Origin of the sequence: Bacillus sp. 2B09, assembly GCF_003946835.1 — a bacterium.
In the GTDB taxonomy this organism is placed as follows: Bacteria; Bacillota; Bacilli; order Bacillales; family Bacillaceae; genus Bacillus; species Bacillus altitudinis.
In genome coordinates, this window is the sequence record NZ_RPSG01000007.1 from 110,627 (window position 1) to 130,043 (window position 19,417).

Sequence of the window (19,417 nt, forward strand, 5' to 3'; positions counted from 1 at the left end):
CATCAAGGCAGGTGCTTTTCTCACTTACTTATACGTACTCGCTGAAAACATGTCGTTTAATTCTGCTGCGCGTTTTGTCGCTGTTTTCACACAATCGACAATCGCTTCTTCAAATTGATAGGAAGCAAGGGTATTAAGTCCTGCTTCTGTCGTTCCACCTTCGCTCGTGATCTCTTTGCGAAGTTCAGCAGGTTCCTTACCGCTATCCTGAAGCATATTTGCAGCGCCTGCAATCATTTGACAAATGAGCAATTTCGCTGTTTCTTGGTCCATCCCAAGTTCCGATGCACCTCGCTCCATTCCTTCAATCAAATGATAAATAAAGGCAGGACCGCTGCCTGCAATCGCTGTGACCGCATTCAGTTGTGATTCATCTAAAACCGTCACATGACCGATCGTTTCAAACAGCTGAACTGCTTTTTCCTTTTGCGCCTCTGTGACTTCATCACTGACAGCAATGCCAGTAGCTGATTGTTGTATGGCCGCTGATGTATTTGGCATGGCACGAACCACCGCCGTTTTTGCGCCAGCATAATGCTGAATGGTTTCAATAGAAATGCCCGCTAAAATAGAAATAATCAGCTGTCCATTTAAATGGGGCCTTACTTCAGAAATGCCACTTTCCGCATCTTTTGGTTTTAAAGCAAACACCAGCATATCGGCTTCTTCATAAATAAAGGAACGAGCGAAATCTGTTTTGACTCCATAACGTGCATGTAATTCTTCTAATCGTTTTTCATTTGTTTTATTTGTGACAATGATATCTTCATTTGACATAATGCCGCTCTTTAAAAGACCTTTAATCATAGACTCGGCCATTGAGCCTGCACCAATAAATCCAATTTTACTCATAAGCTGCTCCTCCTTGTAGAAAATAAAAAAACCTCTCGTCTGCAAAGGACGAAAGGTTTTTCGCGGTACCACCCTCAATTAGCATGCAATCATACATACTCAGCTCTAGTCCCTTAACGCGGGAAACGTTTAGGTTTGCCTAACAGCTCAAAGGGCAGGTTCAGCAAATAAGAGGATGGTGAAGTCTTACAGCCGGCGGACCTCACTCTCTTGCATCGTTATTTTGCTTACTAATCCTTGTCATCGCGCATCTTATATTTGTTGTTCATTATGCAACGATGGACAAGTTTGTGTCAATAGGGAAAGATAAAAAAATGACCATCTAAACCGCATGACAGTCTGCCCTTTGCAAGATACAATGAATAAAGAAGAGGAAGTTCAGATGATCTATGAGTCAAAAATCAGGAGATGACGTATAAAAGTGAAAGAAGAAATGATTCAATTATCCATCCCTACACCGTTTGCGGTGGGGGATGTCCATGCATATGTATTAAAAGGCGATGCCGTGACCTTAGTTGATTCCGGACCGATGACACAAGAGGCGCAGCATGCCTTTGTCACGCAATTAAAGGAACATCATTTATCAATAGATGATATTGATCAAGTGGTTTTGACACATCATCATGCAGATCATGTCGGTCTTTTAGATCTGATGAAACCCCATGTCCGTGTCATCGGACACGAGTTGAATGAGCCCTATATTAGTCAGGATGCAGCGTTTAAACAGCGTCAAATCCATTTTATGAATGATTTTTTTCAGCAGTTAGGTGTCCCACTTCGTCAAGGTGAGTGTGAAAGAATGGTGAGGCAGTCCTATACATATTCATGTACGGCACATGTCGATGACGTCATAAAAGAAGGTGATCGTTTGAAGGGACATGAGCATTTCCAAGTGCTGGAGACCCCAGGACATGCACAATCTCATCTTTCTTTTTTAGATGAAACAACAGGGAATTTCATCGGCGGTGATCTGCTGCTTACGACCATTTCTTCCAATCCGTTAATGGAAGCGCCGGTGAAAGGAACAGAACGTCAAAAATCGCTGCTTCAATATAAAGCATCACTCAAGCGTTTATTGCATTTGCCCATTCAGGCGATTTATCCAGGGCATGGCCAGCTCATTACCTCTCATCACGAATTGATCGAAGAAAGATTTAAAAAACAGGAAAAACGGGCAAATACGATGTATCAGCTGCTTCAACTAAAGGAAATGACCGCCTTTCATCTTTGCCGCACCTTATTTCCGGGCCTGTATGAAGAAGCATTATTTCTGACAATGTCTGAGACAGTCGGGCAGCTTGATGTGCTTTTAGCGGCTGGACAAATTGAAGAAGTGCAAAAAGACGGAACCCTCTATTATCGAGCAAATGAAGGAGTGAAATAAATGGGGCGACTAACAGGAAAGAGAATATGGATTACAGGTGCTTCAGGCGGTATTGGTGAAAAGATGGCGTACTTGGCAGCAGCTGAAGGAGCAGAAATCATTGTGTCAGCAAGACGAATTGAAAAGCTCACAGGTGTAAAAGAAAAGATTATAAGTGCTGGCGGCGTATGTCACATCGTTCAGCTTGATGTCAGTCGGCTTGAGGACATTGATCAAGCCTATCAACAAGTGGGAGCTGTTGATATTTTGGTGAACAATGCCGGCTTTGGTGTGTTCGATCTCGTCGAGGACGCATCCATTGAGGAAATGGTGTCGATGTTTGAGGTCAATGTCTTTGGTTTAATTGCCTGCACAAAAAAGGTCCTTCCTGAGATGAAACAAAGAGGGAAGGGACATATTATCAATATTGCGTCACAGGCAGGCAAAATTGCCACCCCTAAATCCGCCATCTATTCCGCATCAAAGCATGCGGTTCTCGGATTTTCAAACAGCCTCAGAATGGAGCTGGCAGACAGCGGAATTCATGTCACAACCGTCAATCCAGGACCGATTGCCACAGACTTCTTTACCATTGCAGACCGCAGTGGTGAATATGTGAAAAATGTTGATTTTATGATGCTCAGTGCTGACAAGGTAGCAGGGAAGATCGTATCCGCCATGATGACGAAAAAAAGAGAGATTAATTTACCAGGATGGATGAATGCTGGTAGTAAATTGTATCAATTATTCCCGTTTTTATTTGAAAAAGCAGCACGGAAAGCGATGATGAAAAAATAACAAAAAAAGAAACCGGTCACAGGCTGGTTTCTTTTTTTGTTTGATGGGGCTTAATATTGGTGACGCCAAAGACATTGCCATTAACATCTTCGAAGCTAAAACCGCCTAAGTCTGGGTCAGCTAATATTTGAATATCCGATACGGTGACGTTATGCTCGCTTAAATACTGGTGAAAGTTTTTTAAATCCTTCACAAATAAATCAATCATACTATGCCGAACTCCTGTAAAAGAGTTCATAAAGTAGATTCGTTTCTCGTGTTTTGTTTTGACGAGATAAAAAGAAGGTCCCTCGCCATGAGTAAAAGTGAGCATGGCGGCTTCTTCTGATTGATGTAGAACGATCATCTCTAAAATCTGTTCATACCAAGAGACAGCCCGGGGGATATCAGTCACAGGAATTTCAATAGTAGCAATTTGTTGAATGGTCAATGGCTTCACTCCTTTTTCTATATTCGTCTTGCCGCTTGCTGAAGTGGGTCCCATACACTGTTAAAAGGAGGGGCATAGCTAATATCTAAATCTTCAAGGTCTGTCACAGTCAGCCCTTGATAAAGAGCCGTTGCCATGACATCAATTCGTTTATCAACACCTTCTTTACCGATGATTTGTGCGCCAATCAAGGTGTGATCATCGCTTCTATAAATCAGTTTCACTTTCATTTTCTCTGCATCTGGGTAATATCCAGCGTGGTCAGTGCTGTCGATGGTGATGGTGGAGAAAGGAAGGCCCGCGTCTTTTGCTTCTTTCTCTGATAAACCCGTTCGTCCCGCTGTCACGTCCATAAATTTCATCACCGCTGTGCCGGTTACGCCTTGAAACGCGCGGTTTGTTCCTGTCATATGAAAGCCTGCGATTCTTCCTTGTTTATTTGCTGTCGTGCCGAGCGGAATATAGTCCAGTTCCTTTTTGATACGGTGATAGGTTGCTGCGCAGTCACCCGCCGCATAGATATCTTGTACATTGGTCTGCATGTATTTATTCACAACAACTGCACCATTTTGAAGTCGCTGAATTTCTGTGCTGTCTAAAAAGGATGTTTGCGGAGTGACACCAACGGCGATGATGACCATATCTGTTTCAATGGTCTGCTTGTCTGTTTGAACAGCTGTTACATGTGTCTTGCCCTTTAATTTTTGCACTGTTTCACCAAGTACTACTTGAATGCCTTGATTGTCCGCTTCTTCTTTCAGATATTTTGCTATATCGGGATCAAAGCCTGGGCCAAGTGCTGTACCCCGCTGAATGATATGAACGTCTTTTCCTAGCGCTTTTAAATTTTCTGCCATTTCTAAGCCGATATATCCTCCGCCGATGATCGTGATATGTGTGACGTCTTTTTTTAGATTGTCTAAAATAGACAGCGCATGCGGGATTGTTTTTAATACGTGGACACCTTCTAAGGAATGACTGTCTAGATCAAGTGTGACGGGGCTTGCTCCTGTCGCAATTAACAGGCGGTCATACGTTTCTGTAAAGGGTTCTTTTGTTTTAGAATGAATACCCGATACTGTTTTTTGCTCCGGGTCGATTGAGGTCACTTCGTGTAAGCATCTGGCATCAATTCCGTATTTGTCACGAAAAGTGTCAGCGCTGCGTGCGATGAGTTTTCTGTGATGATCAATGAGACCGCCGATCAAGTAGGGGAGTCCGCACTGTCCATATGAGAAAATCTCTCCTTTTTCAAAAGCTACAATATGCGCGTCTGGATCCTCTCTATATATTTGCATAGTGCAGCTCATTCCTGCTGCATCTCCGCCAATCATCACATATTTCATTTGGTATGCTCCCTTCTATCTATCAAACTGAATACTCTTATTTACCCTCATTTTCCTTTATTTAATGCTTTTTTTTCGCAAAAGAAGCAAACTTTCGTTGAAAAATAAAGACAGCGCCTTCATTTTAAGCTACAATCGGATTATCGTCTTTTTGGTTATGAGTTTAGTTTAGATTGGTGGGAAAGACTTTGGGTGACGAACGACTAGATTTTAATACATTATATACACGCCATACGAGAGAGGCATGGGCGGCTCTTGGAGAATATATGCCGGTATCTGTTTCAGAAGAAGAAGTGAGAGCACTTCAAGGATTAAACGACTACTTATCGCTAGAAGAAGTTCGAGATATTTACATACCGCTTATTCGTTTTCTGACATTACACGTTTTTGCAGAAAAACAAAAAAATCAGCATGTAAATGCTTTTTTAAACTACCCGCATCATGCGAAAATCCCCTTTTTAATCGGGATTGCAGGAAGTGTGGCCGTCGGAAAAAGCACGACAGCACGTATCATTGAAACACTTTTATCAAGGCTTGGAGATGGACTGAAGGTGAGTCTCGTGACAACGGACGGCTTTTTGTATCCACAAAAAGAATTAAAAGATCGAGGGCTGATGGAAAAGAAAGGCTTCCCGGAAAGCTATGATGTTAAAGCGCTACTTTCGTTTTTAAATGAATTGAAATCAGGGAAACAAACTGTGCATGCACCTGTATATTCACATCTGACCTATGACCGTCTTGAAGGGGTGTATGAGACAGTAGAAGATGCAGATATTGTGATCATTGAAGGGATCAATGTGTTGCAATCACCGGCACTGGATGATCTGAAGGATGAGCCGCGCGTGTTTGTATCAGATTACTTCGATTTTTCGATTTATGTAGATGCCGCTGAGACGCAAATTCAATGCTGGTATAAAGAACGGTTCCGTTTGCTGCGGGAAACAGCCTTCCAAGACCCTGAATCTTTCTTTCATCAATACAAAGATTTGACGGATGAAGAAGCAGATCAGATGGCAAGCACGATTTGGAATACAGTGAACCGGCCAAATTTATATGAAAATATTTTGCCGACAAAATATAGAGCCGATTTGATTTTAAAAAAAGGCGATCAGCATAAGGTGGAAGAGATCGCCATCCGCAGGGTATAAAGAAAACCGCTCAATTGAGAGCGGTTTTTTTAATGACCTCCACTTACTTTCACAGCCACGGCAGCCGCCGTTCGTTTTTTTAGGCGGTAGTATCCGATAAGTAAAAACGGAACGCCTGCAGCGGTGACAATCGCCAAGACTGAAAAAATAGAAAGGGGATGGGCTGCGCCAAATAAGTCAATACACAATCCTCCGACAAACGGTCCGACGACGCTGCCGAGCTGAGAAAACCCCATTGCGCCGAAGTATGATCCTTTCACTTCAGGTTTTGCAATATTGTCTACAAACAGATCCATCATTGCAAAGAGCAGCACTTCACCAATCGTAAACACGACAATAATAAAAGCAAGCGTACCGAGACTTTGTGAAAAAGCAATGGCAAACAAACTGCCTGCTAGAAGCACGTTTCCAGTCGTTAACGACAAAATCGTTGAATAGCGCTTAGCGATCATAATCAGCGGGTACTGAACGACAATGACAACCACTGCGTTTAAGGATAAAAGATACCCAAACAGTTTAGGGCCATCCTCAATCATAGGGGATGCCGATAAATATTGAGGCAGTGTTGAGCTTAGGTGTGAATAGCCAAATGAACATAAAGTAACGCCAATGAGGATGATGCTAAAGACCGTATCTTTCTGAATAATGGAAAGAGCTTTTTTGACACCGATTTGTTTGGTGCTTTCTGGAGCAGCCACTGGATGCTTTTGAAATTGCCATGCCAGCGTTAACCCGTACAACAAGTAAATGAGGGCAGCGACGAGAAATGGAAAAGTCGTTTTTGATGACCCGAGATATAAGCCAAGCAGCGGGCCGAAAATGACACCAATGTTAATGGCCGTATACCGTAAGTTAAAGACAAACAACCGAATGCTCGATGGGGTGACATCGGATAAGAGTGCTTTAGACGTTGGTTCAAACAGCGCCCGGCACAGTCCATTTAAAGCATTCATAAAAAAGAAGACCCAAATGGCATCTGCAAACGCGAAGCCAACAAAAACAAGTGTCCAGCCAAAGATGGATAAAAGCATGACCTTTTTTCTGCCGATTCGGTCGGAAACATAGCCGCCGTAAAAACTCGCAACAATCCCAATAAGAGAGCTGACGGCAATGATCAATCCAGCTGAAGAGGCTGAGGCGCCTTTGACTTGTGTCAAATAAACGGCTAAAAAGGGAATGCTCATGGATGTCGCCATTCGGCCAAATATCGTGCCGATGATGATCGTCCAACTAAGTGGATGTAAAGTGCGTAAGTTATTTTTCATGCTGTGTCTCCCCTGAGTTTGTAAGATGTTCCAATCATACATGAAAAATTGTGCAAATTAAATACACAATTTGATGGAGGAGTCATCCGTCAAATGACAGAGAAGCTTGAACCGTCCCGTTCATTCGAAGAGCATATACCTCGTTTTCAAGGTTTTAAGCCTTGATGGGTCATGATTTTTTCAGAAAAACGAAGCGGGTTTTTCAATGATCATGTTTTCGTTTTGCGAAAATCAATTGAGGTCGATGGCGATAATTTGATGTAAGGAAAGGTCTAGCACATCTTCGTCATTCACGATTTTCATTCGGCGTGTTTCATAATGAATGGCTTTCACCCAGCCCCAAAACTGTGCTTTCATGCCTGATGAGACATATGTCACGCAAATCGCTTGATCCTCGGTAATCGACTGTGTGATCAAAACATTCATTTCCTCTAGCTGATCGGAGCTGAGCGGTAGAGGTGTATATTCTTTTTTCTTTCGTTTTTGAGCAAGTAGTTGCTCTCGGTGCTCTGGTAGCATCATTCGGCTTGATTCCCACATGATGTTGTATCCAGGTGTTAATTTATTGGGATTCATGCTTGTTCGCCTCCGTTATTTGTAATGCCCGCCAATTTTCTCGGCGCGGTGATATGCCTGCCCTGCGCTTGTCAGTGACGAAGCATGCAATAATGCCGCAGGTCCATATTTCAGATGGATTTCATCAAATACTTTGCTGAGTTGATCTTTCTTCAAATGATGATCAAATAAAGTCAGCTGATAGTGGCTGTCAGGCTGCAGCTGTGAGAGGGTAATGCCTACACTGCGAATGGGCTGACCATCCCAGTGCTGCTGGCATAGATGAATCGCTGCCTCTGCAATATCTGAGCCATACTGTGTCGGTGAATGAAGCTTCATTTGTCGATGAAAGCCTGTTGGATGTGAAAAATCAGCCCCTCTTACACCAACAGACACCGTTTGACCGAGATAATGCTTAAAACGTGCCCGCCGAGCGACTTCCTCACTCAATTCAAGAAGAGCGACTTTGATCTCCTCAAGAGATGCGTAATCACGGGTAAGGGTCATATGATGCCCAACGGCTTTTTGTTGATCATGTGTGTGAATAGTGACTGGAGAGGGATCGTGTCCTAAAGCTGTTCGCTGCAGAAGCTCCCCATTGATTCCCCAGCGTTTTTTTAATCGGTCTAACGGATAAGTAGCAAGTGTGCCAATGGTACTGATGCCCATTCGTTTCAAATGATGCTCCATTCGTTTGCCGACGCCAAATAATTTCCCAATGGGAAGCGGCCATAAATCAGTGGCAACCCGGTCGGCACTCAGTTCATAGATGCCGGATGTGTTTTTTTTGGCAAAATGGTCACAGGCCATCTTAGCGAGCACTTTATTAGGGCCGATGCCCACACGTGCGTAAATGCCAGTCTGGTTCATAATCGTTGTTTGTATATGTTGAGCGATCTCATGTGGAGAGCCGAATAGTGTAAGACTGCCTGTAATATCAAGAAACTGTTCATCAATGGAATATGGCTCGACAAGGTCTGTGTATTGTTCAAGCAGTTCTGTAATCATGACAGAGACATCGAGATAGCGCTGCATACGTGGACGTACAACCACTGCTTCAGGACATTTCTCCTGTGCTTCCCATAACCTTGATGCATTTTGTACGCCACGTTTCTTAGCGAGAGGACAGGCTGCAAGAACGACTCCGCTTCTTCGTTCTGGATCTCCAGAGACAATGAGCGGCACATTCTCCAAATGAGGCGCCTCCACCTTCTCAACTGATGCATAAAATGACTGCATATCCACAAGCAGAATGGCTCGTTCATTCATTGTACTTCACCTCTTAGAACGTATGTTCTGTATCTATTGTAAACAACATGAGGTGAAATTCATACTGGTAAATCATTCAAAAGCTGTCCATACAAAAAAGACGAAGTGATGAACACTTCGTCTCGTCTGCTGCAACGATTGTTAGGCATGTGCCATGTTGTGGAATGTTTGGAGCGGTTCAGAACGCAGACGATAAGCCATCAGCTTTTTCTTTGGCTTATGTGTAAACTGCCGAACCACATCCACATGGTCATCATAATGGAATAGATAAAGGGTGACATCATGTTTCCCATGCTTTGTTTGCATAGTAAGCGGCGCTGGCCCTTCATTCGGATGAAGAAAGCGCTCTTCATCACCCGGGTAAATATAATAGCGTTCAATAAAGATCGCATCATTAAAATGTTGAATGATTTCAGATGCTCGCTGCTCATCAAGCGAACGACCTTGAAAAGTAATATTTGTTTGCTCACTTGTTACTTTAGCATGTACGGCGTAGCGGCTAAAAAGGCGCTCAACAACACCAGAAGGCAAAGAGGTGACAAGCAGCTTTAAAAGACTAAACACAACAAGCGAAATAACAACCCAAACCAATCTCATCATCTCCAATAAACATTTGTACCATTTCCTATATGAACCATCTTAACATAACAAATGAATGAAACTTTCGCACAAAAAGTGAACTTTTTGAAATAAGTGTGAAGATTTAAAAGGAGATGACGGCTGAAAGACGAAGAACCAACAAGTGAACATGAAAAAGACGGGCATACTGTCTTTACAACCATTTGATCAGACAGTAGACTATTGAAACAATCGCATTTTTGAGAAAAAACGAATCAAAGGAAAGCCAAAATGGAAAAAGGGGCGAGGCCATCATGATACGTCAAGTGAAACCGTCAGATTTTTACGCAGTCACATCCGTCATTCAAAGCTGGTGGGGAGGCAGAGATTTGCGTGCAAAATTGCCAAAGCTCTTTTTTGAACATTTCCAGCAAACAAGTTTTGTTGTCGTTGAAAAGGGAGAGCTGATCGGCTTTTTGGTTGGCTTTTTATCGCAATCTCATTCGGATGAAGCCTATATTCACTTTGTTGGCGTCCACCCAGATCACCGTAAATTAAAGATAGGCAAAATCCTCTATCAAGCTTTTTATGAAGCGGCTGAAAAGGAAGGAAGAACAACCATTAAAGCTGTCACAGCTCCTATCAATAAAGTCTCCATTGCTTACCATACAAAACTCGGGTTTCAGATAGAAAAGGGAGATAAAACAGTAGATGGCATCTCAGTCTTTTCAGATTACGATGGCATTCATGAAGACCGTGTGTTATTTGTGAAGAAGCTGGAGGCAATGAAATGATTGTTCATTTAGATCACACAATAAGTGATGTAGCAAAGCAGATCTTACATATTCAACTAGCTGCATACCAACAAGAAGCTGAACAAATTGGCTATGCTGATCTTCCGCCATTAAAAGAGACCATTCAAGATGTCATGAAAGCAAAAGAGCAATTTATTGGTTTTGAGCAAGATGATCTCTTATTAGGTGTAGTCTCCTATGAAGAGCTGAAAGATTGTTTGATCATTAGTCGATTGGCTGTGCATCCAAAAGCGCTAAAGCAGGGTATTGGAACAAGACTTATGTCGACAATTATGGAGAAGAATGTCCCGATAGAGCTGACCACAGGGCAAGAAAACACCCCTGCAAAAAGGCTATATGAAAAATTAGGTTTTTTTGAAACAAATGTCATTCATGTGGCAAAAGAGCTCACCCTATCAAAAATGAAGTGGACACCGCGACGCAAGGTTGAGGTTGTCGAATTCAAAAAAGAATGGCATGAAGAATTCCGTCAAGAAAAGCAGCGACTCAAGCAAATCATTCAAAAGAGCTGGATAGAAGGATACCATATTGGCAGCACGTCAGTTACAGGACTTGTTGCCAAACCAATTATAGATATATTAATAGAAGTAAGCGATATAGAAGAGATTGATAGGAAAAAAGAGAGATTTGAACACCTTGGATACGAAGTGCTCGGTGAAAATGGTATAAAAGGGAGACGTTTTTTTCAAAAGGGTGGCTTGAATCGTACGCATCATGTCCATGTGTATGAAAGGAATCATCCTGATGTGAAAAGACATTTATTGTTTCGAGATTACTTAAGAGTCCACCCAGAACGAGCTGTAGAGTATGCGTCTGTCAAGGAACAATTAGCAAATCAGTATCCGGAAGATATACAAAGCTATATGGCGGGAAAGAATGAAATCATAAAAGAAATAGAAAATGAGGCATATCGCTGGGATAAAGAAGGAAGAGAGGGAGCTCTTAAATAAGCTGCCTCTTCATCTCGTTAATTAGGAAACTGAACATTGCCTTTTACAATATAGGCCTGTGAAGCAGCAGTAGATGGAAGAGCGGGTAATTGATCCTTTACTATGACCCCGCGAATATCTGTGATTCGAACAGGAAGAGATGTAGACCCCATATGAAAGCCAAGGAAATGGTTGTAGTCTGTCTTTTCCATGTTCACCCATTTTCCATCTTTGTAATATTCCATTTTCATAACCGGATATTTATGATTGCGCACTTGAATCGCAGCCCACCACTCACTGCTACCTTCTTTTATTCTGTAAGCTACATTTCCGCTAATCGGTGCTTTTATAATTTTCCAACTAATCGGGATTTTCCCATCTTCCATATTGCCAATTTTGGTAAAGGCATTAGGAGAAAGATCAAGAGCTCCTTTTGCTCCTTCTGGATATTTATCGGTTACATACACAACGGTTTTTCCTTTTGGCCCCGTTACTTCAAGGTAAGCCCCTGCAAGTGCCGCATTTACCCCTTTATAGTTATAGTCATGGGGATTTAAAGCCGTAATTTTCATGTCAGATGGAATAGGATCTAATAAAGCGGCGCCCCCTGAGTAACCAGATCCCGTATAAGTCGCATAGCTTTCTCGTACTTCATCAAGGATAGATGCCGCTTTCATGTTGGGCATAGTGAAACTCAACATCAATATCAGCGCCCCGATAAAGCAGAGAGATAATCTTTTATTCACGATCTAAAACCTCCTGTTTCTTCTTTTAAAATGGATAGCGTCATCAGTATAATTCTAAAAAACAGGATGCAGAAAGAGCCAATAGATAGATATAATCATAGTGAGAAGAGGGTGTATTTCAAAGAGTGTGACTTTCGGATTTAGTCGTGTGTCATGTTTTATGGTGTTTTATGTGTTACAATGTAAGCATCAATTTAAAAAGGATGTTCGCCATGTATATTCACATCACAGAACTGGCTAAAACATATATAGAAAAACAGCAAACAGGAAACGAAACCAAAGAATTACTGCTTCGCTACGATTCAGAAGGTTGTGGCTGTGCAGTGAGTGGCGTACCAATGCTTTGGTTAACAAGTGAAAGAACAGGTGAATGGGAACCGCTTAATAATAGTCAAGATTTAAAACTATATATACACACAGCACAAAAGGTGTTTTTTGACGAGGAAATGACGATTGATTTTAATGAAAAAGCCAATACACTTATGTTGAAAAGTCCTCAACAAATACTCAGCCCGAGAATGGGTATACTTGTAAAGTAAGGTGGAAACGTAGTGGATCAAAAGCTGAAAGTGATACAAAACACGGCACAAAATAAAACGTGGGTGTCGTTTTTAAATAATAATCATCCATATAGCCTTCTGCACTGGTCAATCGGTGGAATGGATTCAGTAAAAAAGGACGTCTGGCTTCTCCAAGATGAAGTCACATTTGAAACGGAAGAATTTCCAACGCTTGAATTAGCAGTCAGTTGGATAAAAGAGAATATGGAACACGTAACAGACGTGTTATAAGCCCTTTGCTGAAGAGGGCTTTTTTTGTGCTATCATCATCTCATCAAACAGGAGAACTGTCTAATTTGAAAAATGAGATTTTTCAACGATAAAAAGTCATTTTTAACAAACATTTCGACAAAATGAGAAAAATAGAAAGAGAAAAGGAGAGGCTGTAAATGCCGAAAAATCGGCAATGGAAGCGGTTATTGCGGGATACCGAAAACTTTACGAAAAACGACATTTCATATTTCTTCCATTCGAGGAAATATGATAGAATACAACATGTATCGTACATGAGGAGGGAGGTGCTAAGGTGAATTGAAGCTCAAGCTGTCATCGCCTCAGGTTGGAATCAAAATAAACGAATGGTATAGGCAGATTTGCGGATTTCATGTCATGAAAGCAGAGAAGCTAAAGGCCGAGATCGAGCAGGAAATCCTTGAGATGGAGCAAGATCAGAACTTGCTGCTTTTTTACCAGCTGATGGATTTTCGACATAAGGTCATGCTTGAATATTTTGAACCGGCAAAAAAAGCCTCGAATGATGAGGAGATTAAGAAGCTTCTAGAAACGATTGAACATTCGCAGACCAAATTAACAGATATGCTTGAATACTATGTTCATTTTTTTACAGGAATGTTTGAATTTGAACAGAGAAACTATTTGAGCGCCATTGCTTATTACCGTTCCGCAGAAAAAAAGCTCAATCTCATATCAGATGATATAGAAAGAGCAGAATTTTATTTTAAATTAGCAGAAATATACTACCACATGAAACAAACCCACTTTTCGATGCACTATGCTTTGCAAGCGTTAGATACGTACTCTGCCTACAGAACGTACACGCTGAGAATCATCCACTGTGAATTTGTCATCGGTGCAAACTATGATGATTTGAAATGCTATGAACATGCATTGCCCTACTTTAAAAATGCTCTAAAGCGAGCACGCTCAATTGGAAACCCCCGAGTCATAGGTTCGGCCCTTTTCAACTTAGGTAACTGCTATTACCAAATGAACGATCTTGCTACAGCAAGTCGCTATCTCAAAGACTCTCTTGAAGTGTTTGAAAAGGAGAATTTAACCCATCTGAATCGCTCTCTAGACCCACTATTTATGCTGACCCAAATCCTGTTTAAACAAAAACAAATAGAAGAGTCGTTAACCCTCTATCAACAAGGTATTATGAAAGCCTGTGAATTAGAAGATGAAATTTACATCTGCAAGTTTCAGTTTTTAAAAGCATTATACGTTGATGCAGAAATAAAAATCATAGACGATACATTAGATTTGTTGGAGGACAAGCGTTTATACCCAGATATTGAGGAACTGGCACTTGATGCGGCTCATTATTATAATGAGCTTGGATTATTTGAAGTTTCTACCCGGTATTACGAAAGGAAAATTCAAGCCATATCAAAAATTCAAAATGGAGGTCATTTATATGAAAATGAGTTTGATAGTTCTTTTATTGGCAGCAACTGCAGGGTTATCGGTCATGAGTCAGCAGCAATCGGAAGAGAGCCATATGGAGCTGGCGGGCAGACACCATACAACAGTGGTGACTATCGTATAAGTTAGCAAAAAGAGGAGACGAACGGCTGTTCATTCTCCTCTTTCATTTTGATTGAATTGAAATGCTTCCAGAAATGCTTCGACCTCTTGTTCATAGACTTCCTTATTGTCACTATAAGACATCGCATGCGCACCATGTGGCGCAATAAATAGCCGTTTATCACCCTTTTTGCGTGCGTATAACTGCTCGCTTTGCTCACAAGGGATATAGTCATCATGGAGACTATGAATAAAAAGGATAGGTTCTTTCACCTGATCGATTACATCAAGTGGAGAAACTTGTCGAATGCTGTATCCGTCCCGCCATTTCAACACTTGATCACTTAGTGGAAGAATCCACTGTCCTGAAAGACGAAAATCCGTTTTTAATCGATACAGAAGCTGATCCTCAAAAGAAGCAAAAGGACAATCAGCGATGTAAAAATTGGCGTTTGCATCCGGTTTAGCAGCATATAATAAAGTTGTGACTGCGCCCATCGATTCTCCGTGTATCCCAATGATTGCTTTTTCCCCAAGCTTTTTTCTCAGCCACTTGACGACTTGAGCCAAATCCTCTTTTTCATAATATCCATAGCTCGTTGTTTTTCCGCCGCTCATCCCATGTCTTCTATGATCATAGAGCAGCACATTCCATCCAAGCTTTTGGAATAATTTCATATACTTCACGGAATTGATCAAACTGACGGTAACCCCGTGACAAAGAACGATGGTGCGTGTTGTATGAGGGAGCGGTACAAAATAGCCATGAAGATCGTAACCAAATGCTGAAGGAATACAAACTTTCTCTTTTTGCAGCTGTTGAAACTCCTCGTGATGATAGTGCCCTTCATCTGATTCTCGTTTGATGAGCTCTTCATCCGTTAATTTTCGTATATACATCATTTTATTGGTAAAAAAAATGCCGATGGCAGCGAGTGGAAATAATACTAAGGCGAGTATAGCGAGCCATTTCTTCTTCAAGCTGATTCTTCCTTTCCGAAGGGTTTCTATGAAGATCATACCACATGTTGGGAGTTTGGCGTGACTCTTGCTGAGCAAATAAAACGGATGATACACTAAAGCAAAAGGAGAGAGGCAAAGTGAAAAAGACCAATCAAGATCAAGCAAAGCTAAAGGACGGCATAAAGGATGATGTGAAACAGCAGCTCCTTCAAATGAAGCAGAACCTGGCCGCTGAGACAGAAAAAAGAGAAGAACAAAAACGACAAGACCTCCTTCGGCAACAGAAAGAAAAAGAAAAAAATAAAAGCTTCTCAGAGCTGCTAGATGAAAGTCATTTAGACTGGAGAAAGTATAAAAGTTAAAAAAGGGAGCTACGATGCTCCCTTTTTTATGTTGTATCATTGAGATGAAAACATACTACATGAGCCTGAAAACACGTCTGACTCCCTCGTATCACTTCATTTCAGAATCGCACCACCAATAGGGTTGTACATTAAAACAAAACATAAGTGGCAAGCTGTTCTTCCATTTGTCTTCTATTGATTCAAACGATGCGTCTCATACACAGACTGTTTTGTGAAATATGACAAAGCTTTAACTTCTTGGTCGCTTAATGAACGTGCATTTGCCGCTGCCACATTTTCTTTTAACTGTTTCACCGAGCTTGCGCCAAAAACAACAGAGCTGACTGCAGAATGCTTAAGCAAGTATTGAATGGACAGCTCTGTCAGTGATAGGTCATAAGCGACTTTCTTTAACGAAGGAATGATTTGCTGAAGCTCTTCAAATGAATAGTCAAGATACCCGTTCTTTTGAATCGCCGCACTTGCTTGCGAAAGGGATTTTTCAGTTAATAATCCTTTTGCTAAAGGACCTCTTGCCACGACACTAATGCTTTGTTCTTCAAGAAGAGAAAACCATTCTTCTGGGCGGCGGTCGAGTAAACTATATTGCATCATCACACTCACGATGTTTGATTTTTTGGCGTATTCTTTAATGACATTTGGACGGATCGACGATATGCCGTAATAGCGAATGACACCTTCTTCAACCAATTCTTCAAATGCCTCGATGGTTTCGTCAATTGGATCGTCAATTGTGCCGCCATGCAATTGATATAAATCAATATAATCTGTTTGAAGTCGTTTCAGGCTTTGTTTCACTGCCTCTTTTATATATGCTTTTGAAGGATCCCAGTCCCAGCCAGGTTTGCCTTTTTCAAAGCGGTTGCCGCCTTTTGTGGCCAAAATCAAATCTTGGCGTCTGTTCTTAATGGCTTCCCCGACGATTTCCTCATTTGTTCCAAAGTCATATAAATCAGCTGTATCCAAATAGTTAATCCCAAGATCAATGGCTTCATCTAATAAAGAGAGCGCTTTTTCTTTTTCAGTCCCAAGGGACATACATCCTAGTGCCGCCTCACTAACCAAGAGATCAGAGGTGCCAATTCGTCTTTTTTTCAATTCAATCACACTCCTATCCTTTCACATTAAGTGAAACAATTCTGGAATTCAAGCTAGGTGATTTCAAAAGGCGCATTGAAGCAGGCATCCGCATTTTGGCTTCTCCTAAAACATCTATGTTAAAATGAATGAAGTAAAAAGTGAAAGTAGAACGAGGAGCTGACAAAATTGAAGGACTTTGAAGAAAAAACATTATCGTCAAAAACATTATATAACGGAAAAATCATTGACTTGGTTCTTGAAGATGTAGAATTGCCGAACGGAAAACCAGGCAAACGCGAAATCATTAAACATCCAGGTGCAGTAGCAGTCATTGCACGTACAGACGAGAATAAAATCATTTTGGTCAAGCAATACCGTAAAGCACTGGAGAGAGCCATCGTTGAAATCCCGGCTGGAAAATTAGAAAAAGGAGAAGAGCCGGCACATACAGCACTGAGAGAATTAGAAGAAGAAACAGGTTATTCAACTCAGGCGCTCCAAAAGCTGACCGCCTTTTATACATCACCAGGGTTTGCGGATGAAATTGTTCATATCTACCTTGCTGATCAGCTGGTCCCGCTTGAAGAAAAACGAGAGCTGGATGAGGATGAATTTGTCGAAGTGATGGAAGTTTCACTAGAAGAAGCGCTGCAACTCATTGAGAAACAACATATTTATGATGCGAAAACAGCCTATGCCATTCAATACTTACAATTGCAAGAGGTACTTAAGTCTACAAAATGAGGGAATTCTTTGCAGATATCCATATTCATATTGGTCGAACAAGAACAGGTAGGGCTGTCAAAATTACAGGTGCAAGGTCACTGACCATTGACCAAATTCTCATTGAAGCGTCTCAAAGTAAAGGGATGGGGATGATTGGTGTGATTGATGCACAATCTCCTGAAGTCCTAGAAGAATTGATAGAAGGTGTAGAGGAAGGAACGTACACTGAACTAAGCGATGGCGGGTTATCATTTGGAAAGACCGTTTTGCTTTTAGGCAGTGAGCTAGAAATCAATGATGACCAATCAAAAGGTCCGATTCATGTGCTTGCCTTTATGCCCACGCTTCGTAAAATGTCTGAGTTTTCTGCATGGCTTTCTCTTCATATGAAAAATGTGCATTTGAGTTCACAGCGGTTATATGTGGATGGGAGAACGCTTCAGCATAAGGTGAAGGAACTAGGGGGATTATTTATTCCTGCCCATATTTTTACGCCGCATAAAAGTTTATACGGCAAAGGGGTCAATACTTCTTTAACCGAAGTATTCGATCCAGAACTCATTGATGCTGTTGAGCTTGGCCTTAGCTGTGATACGTCTATGGCCTCCCAGCTAAGTGAGCTAAACCGTTATCCTTTTTTAACAAATTCAGATGCCCATTCTTTAGGGAAAATTGCGCGGGAATATACGAAGATCCGAATGGATCATGCCTCCTTTGCTGAATTCGAGCTAGCGCTTCAAGGAAAAGATGGCAGAAACATCACTGGAAATTATGGGCTCGCTCCGCGGCTCGGAAAGTATTATCATACGACCTGTGAGAAATGCGGGGTAAGACCTGACAGTCAGGATCAAGAAAAGTGCCAAGCATGCGGCCATACCCGAATGACAAAAGGGGTGAGTGAGCGGTTAAAGGAGCTTGCTGACCAAGAAAGTGATAAAGGAATAAGGCCTCCTTATGTTCACCAGCTTCCCCTTCATTTTATTCCGGGTGTTGGAGCCAAAACGTTAGAAAAGTTAAAAGCTGTCTTTCATACAGAGATGAATATTCTTCATCAAGCAACAGAACAAGAATTAAAAGCGGTCCTGCCTGAGAAAACAGCCGATTACATCATCAAAGCAAGAAGAGGTGAAGTTGGACTGATCGCTGGCGGAGGCGGGGTCTACGGTAAGGTGGATATCAATCATGAATCAACTTAAATGGACATGTCACACATTTGAACAACTGTCTAAAGAGGACCTTTACTTGATTTTAATGGAAAGGGTAAATGTGTTTGTTGTAGAACAAACATGTCCTTATCCTGAAATTGATCATCGTGATCAAGAGGCGCTGCATGTCATCGCCAAAGAGAACGGCACGATTGTCGCTTATTGCCGCATTTTCCAAAGCGGGATCATGTACAAAGAGGCATCCATTGGCCGTGTCCTTGTGACGAAGACCGGCCGGAAAAAAGGTTACGGGAAGATCCTGCTCGATCAGGCGATAAAAAAGCTCAGTGAATTAGGCGAAACAATGATTAAAATCCAAGCACAGGCTTATTTGAAATCGTTCTACGAATCGTTTGGCTTTGAAGCTGTCTCAGATTGTTATGATGAGGATGGAATTCCGCATCTTGATATGGTGAGAAAAGAAAGATAGGCGTGTATACGTCTATCTCAGCGTGTAGACAAACCCTCGCATTCTTTGTCAGTCCTGCGCTCCGGTGCTCACGAATGTCAAATTCGCTCTGCTCCGGTGCTCGTCCTTCCTAGACTGCAAAGGTTTTCTATCACGCTGAAAAGAAGACAAAAGGCTAAAATCAAGTACATTTTAGCCTTTTGTCAACAATTTGAGATAGACGTGTATACGTCTATCTTTTTTAGGTGCTTTCATGTATCATAACGAC

The 19,417-nt window shown here is 41.6% G+C and carries 22 protein-coding genes and 1 other annotated feature; of the genes, 12 read left to right on the plus strand and 10 right to left on the minus strand.

Annotation, left to right across the window (positions count from 1 at the left end; translation table 11 throughout):
* Positions 1–24: 24 nt before the first annotated feature.
* Positions 25–852 (minus strand): pyrroline-5-carboxylate reductase, encoded by an 828-nt coding sequence (gene proC, locus EBQ12_RS14640; protein WP_008342285.1) that lies wholly within the window; start codon positions 850–852, stop codon positions 25–27.
* Positions 853–893: 41 nt separating this feature from the next.
* Positions 894–1,105: a binding site (T-box leader), on the minus strand.
* Between the two features lie 168 nt (positions 1,106–1,273).
* Between proC and EBQ12_RS14645 the strand changes: the two genes are divergently transcribed.
* Both EBQ12_RS14645 and EBQ12_RS14650 read left to right on the plus strand, forming a co-directional pair.
* Positions 1,274–2,236, plus strand: coding sequence for an MBL fold metallo-hydrolase (locus EBQ12_RS14645; RefSeq protein ID WP_076822173.1), 963 nt, complete (start codon positions 1,274–1,276; stop codon positions 2,234–2,236).
* Positions 2,237–3,013 carry an SDR family NAD(P)-dependent oxidoreductase gene (locus EBQ12_RS14650; protein ID WP_058214170.1) on the plus strand — a complete coding sequence of 259 codons (777 nt, stop codon included), beginning with the start codon at positions 2,237–2,239 and terminating at the stop codon, positions 3,011–3,013.
* A 16-nt stretch (positions 3,014–3,029) separates the two neighbouring features.
* Here EBQ12_RS14650 and EBQ12_RS14655 read toward each other — a convergent pair whose 3' ends face one another.
* On the minus strand, positions 3,030–3,452 hold the full coding sequence (locus tag EBQ12_RS14655) for a VOC family protein (protein ID WP_227820666.1): 423 nt from the start codon (positions 3,450–3,452) through the stop codon (positions 3,030–3,032).
* A gap of 8 nt (positions 3,453–3,460) precedes the next feature.
* Entirely contained in the window at positions 3,461–4,789 is a 1,329-nt protein-coding gene (locus EBQ12_RS14660; RefSeq protein WP_125590478.1) for a CoA-disulfide reductase, read from the minus strand.
* A gap of 188 nt (positions 4,790–4,977) precedes the next feature.
* Between EBQ12_RS14660 and coaA the strand changes: the two genes are divergently transcribed.
* A complete protein-coding gene (coaA, locus tag EBQ12_RS14665; RefSeq protein WP_008342294.1) occupies positions 4,978–5,937 on the plus strand; it encodes a type I pantothenate kinase in 960 nt (319 codons plus the stop codon).
* Between the two features lie 29 nt (positions 5,938–5,966).
* Here the strand turns inward: coaA and EBQ12_RS14670 are convergent, their stop codons facing one another.
* The 4 genes from EBQ12_RS14670 to EBQ12_RS14685 form a co-directional block, all read right to left on the minus strand.
* Positions 5,967–7,202 carry an MDR family MFS transporter gene (locus EBQ12_RS14670; protein WP_008343828.1) on the minus strand — a complete coding sequence of 412 codons (1,236 nt, stop codon included), beginning with the start codon at positions 7,200–7,202 and terminating at the stop codon, positions 5,967–5,969.
* A gap of 231 nt (positions 7,203–7,433) precedes the next feature.
* On the minus strand, positions 7,434–7,778 hold the full coding sequence (locus tag EBQ12_RS14675; protein ID WP_035390743.1) for a YolD-like family protein: 345 nt from the start codon (positions 7,776–7,778) through the stop codon (positions 7,434–7,436).
* 15 nt (positions 7,779–7,793) lie between these two features.
* On the minus strand, positions 7,794–9,026 hold the full coding sequence (locus EBQ12_RS14680; RefSeq protein WP_125590480.1) for a DNA polymerase IV: 1,233 nt from the start codon (positions 9,024–9,026) through the stop codon (positions 7,794–7,796).
* A 141-nt stretch (positions 9,027–9,167) separates the two neighbouring features.
* Positions 9,168–9,617, minus strand: a complete 450-nt coding sequence (locus tag EBQ12_RS14685) for a YfmQ family protein (protein WP_024718948.1) — start codon at positions 9,615–9,617, stop codon at positions 9,168–9,170.
* A 281-nt stretch (positions 9,618–9,898) separates the two neighbouring features.
* Between EBQ12_RS14685 and EBQ12_RS14690 the strand changes: the two genes are divergently transcribed.
* Both EBQ12_RS14690 and EBQ12_RS14695 read left to right on the plus strand, forming a co-directional pair.
* Positions 9,899–10,378: a GNAT family N-acetyltransferase gene (locus EBQ12_RS14690; protein ID WP_007501073.1), complete on the plus strand. Its 480-nt coding sequence runs from the start codon at positions 9,899–9,901 to the stop codon at positions 10,376–10,378.
* Positions 10,375–11,349, plus strand: coding sequence for a GNAT family N-acetyltransferase (locus EBQ12_RS14695; RefSeq protein WP_125590482.1), 975 nt, complete (start codon positions 10,375–10,377; stop codon positions 11,347–11,349). The genes EBQ12_RS14690 and EBQ12_RS14695 overlap by 4 nt, the downstream gene beginning before the upstream one ends.
* A 17-nt stretch (positions 11,350–11,366) precedes the next feature.
* Here the strand turns inward: EBQ12_RS14695 and exlX are convergent, their stop codons facing one another.
* Positions 11,367–12,029: an expansin ExlX gene (gene exlX / locus EBQ12_RS14700; protein ID WP_175580636.1), complete on the minus strand. Its 663-nt coding sequence runs from the start codon at positions 12,027–12,029 to the stop codon at positions 11,367–11,369.
* A gap of 257 nt (positions 12,030–12,286) precedes the next feature.
* On the opposite strand from exlX, the gene EBQ12_RS14705 reads away from it, so the two are divergent.
* The 3 genes from EBQ12_RS14705 to EBQ12_RS14715 all read left to right on the plus strand — a co-directional run bounded on the left by EBQ12_RS14705 (position 12,287) and on the right by EBQ12_RS14715 (position 14,428).
* Entirely contained in the window at positions 12,287–12,613 is a 327-nt protein-coding gene (locus EBQ12_RS14705; RefSeq protein WP_017367540.1) for an iron-sulfur cluster biosynthesis family protein, read from the plus strand.
* Positions 12,614–12,625: 12 nt separating this feature from the next.
* Positions 12,626–12,865: a YqkC family protein gene (locus EBQ12_RS14710; protein WP_008343836.1), complete on the plus strand. Its 240-nt coding sequence runs from the start codon at positions 12,626–12,628 to the stop codon at positions 12,863–12,865.
* A 300-nt stretch (positions 12,866–13,165) separates the two neighbouring features.
* A complete protein-coding gene (locus EBQ12_RS14715; protein ID WP_024718943.1) occupies positions 13,166–14,428 on the plus strand; it encodes a response regulator aspartate phosphatase in 1,263 nt (420 codons plus the stop codon).
* A gap of 24 nt (positions 14,429–14,452) precedes the next feature.
* Here the strand turns inward: EBQ12_RS14715 and EBQ12_RS14720 are convergent, their stop codons facing one another.
* Positions 14,453–15,382, minus strand: coding sequence for an alpha/beta hydrolase (locus tag EBQ12_RS14720; RefSeq protein WP_079919587.1), 930 nt, complete (start codon positions 15,380–15,382; stop codon positions 14,453–14,455).
* Between the two features lie 119 nt (positions 15,383–15,501).
* Between EBQ12_RS14720 and EBQ12_RS14725 the strand changes: the two genes are divergently transcribed.
* Positions 15,502–15,726 carry a YqkE family protein gene (locus EBQ12_RS14725; protein ID WP_008343840.1) on the plus strand — a complete coding sequence of 75 codons (225 nt, stop codon included), beginning with the start codon at positions 15,502–15,504 and terminating at the stop codon, positions 15,724–15,726.
* A 174-nt stretch (positions 15,727–15,900) separates the two neighbouring features.
* On the opposite strand, the gene EBQ12_RS14730 is transcribed toward EBQ12_RS14725, so the two are convergent.
* A complete protein-coding gene (locus EBQ12_RS14730; protein ID WP_065460652.1) occupies positions 15,901–16,827 on the minus strand; it encodes an aldo/keto reductase in 927 nt (308 codons plus the stop codon).
* A 168-nt stretch (positions 16,828–16,995) separates the two neighbouring features.
* Between EBQ12_RS14730 and EBQ12_RS14735 the strand changes: the two genes are divergently transcribed.
* From EBQ12_RS14735 to EBQ12_RS14745, 3 genes are read left to right on the plus strand one after another with little or no spacing between them, the layout of a single operon-like run.
* The gene (locus EBQ12_RS14735) at positions 16,996–17,553 is read left to right on the plus strand and encodes an NUDIX hydrolase (protein ID WP_125590486.1); all 558 of its coding nucleotides are present in this window, start codon (positions 16,996–16,998) and stop codon (positions 17,551–17,553) included.
* The gene (locus tag EBQ12_RS14740; protein WP_019743102.1) at positions 17,550–18,731 is read left to right on the plus strand and encodes a TIGR00375 family protein; all 1,182 of its coding nucleotides are present in this window, start codon (positions 17,550–17,552) and stop codon (positions 18,729–18,731) included. Before EBQ12_RS14735 ends, EBQ12_RS14740 begins: the two co-directional genes overlap by 4 nt.
* Complete coding sequence (locus EBQ12_RS14745) at positions 18,718–19,170, plus strand: GNAT family N-acetyltransferase (protein WP_017367534.1); 453 nt, start codon at positions 18,718–18,720, stop codon at positions 19,168–19,170. The genes EBQ12_RS14740 and EBQ12_RS14745 overlap by 14 nt, the downstream gene beginning before the upstream one ends.
* Positions 19,171–19,417 lie beyond the last annotated feature (247 nt).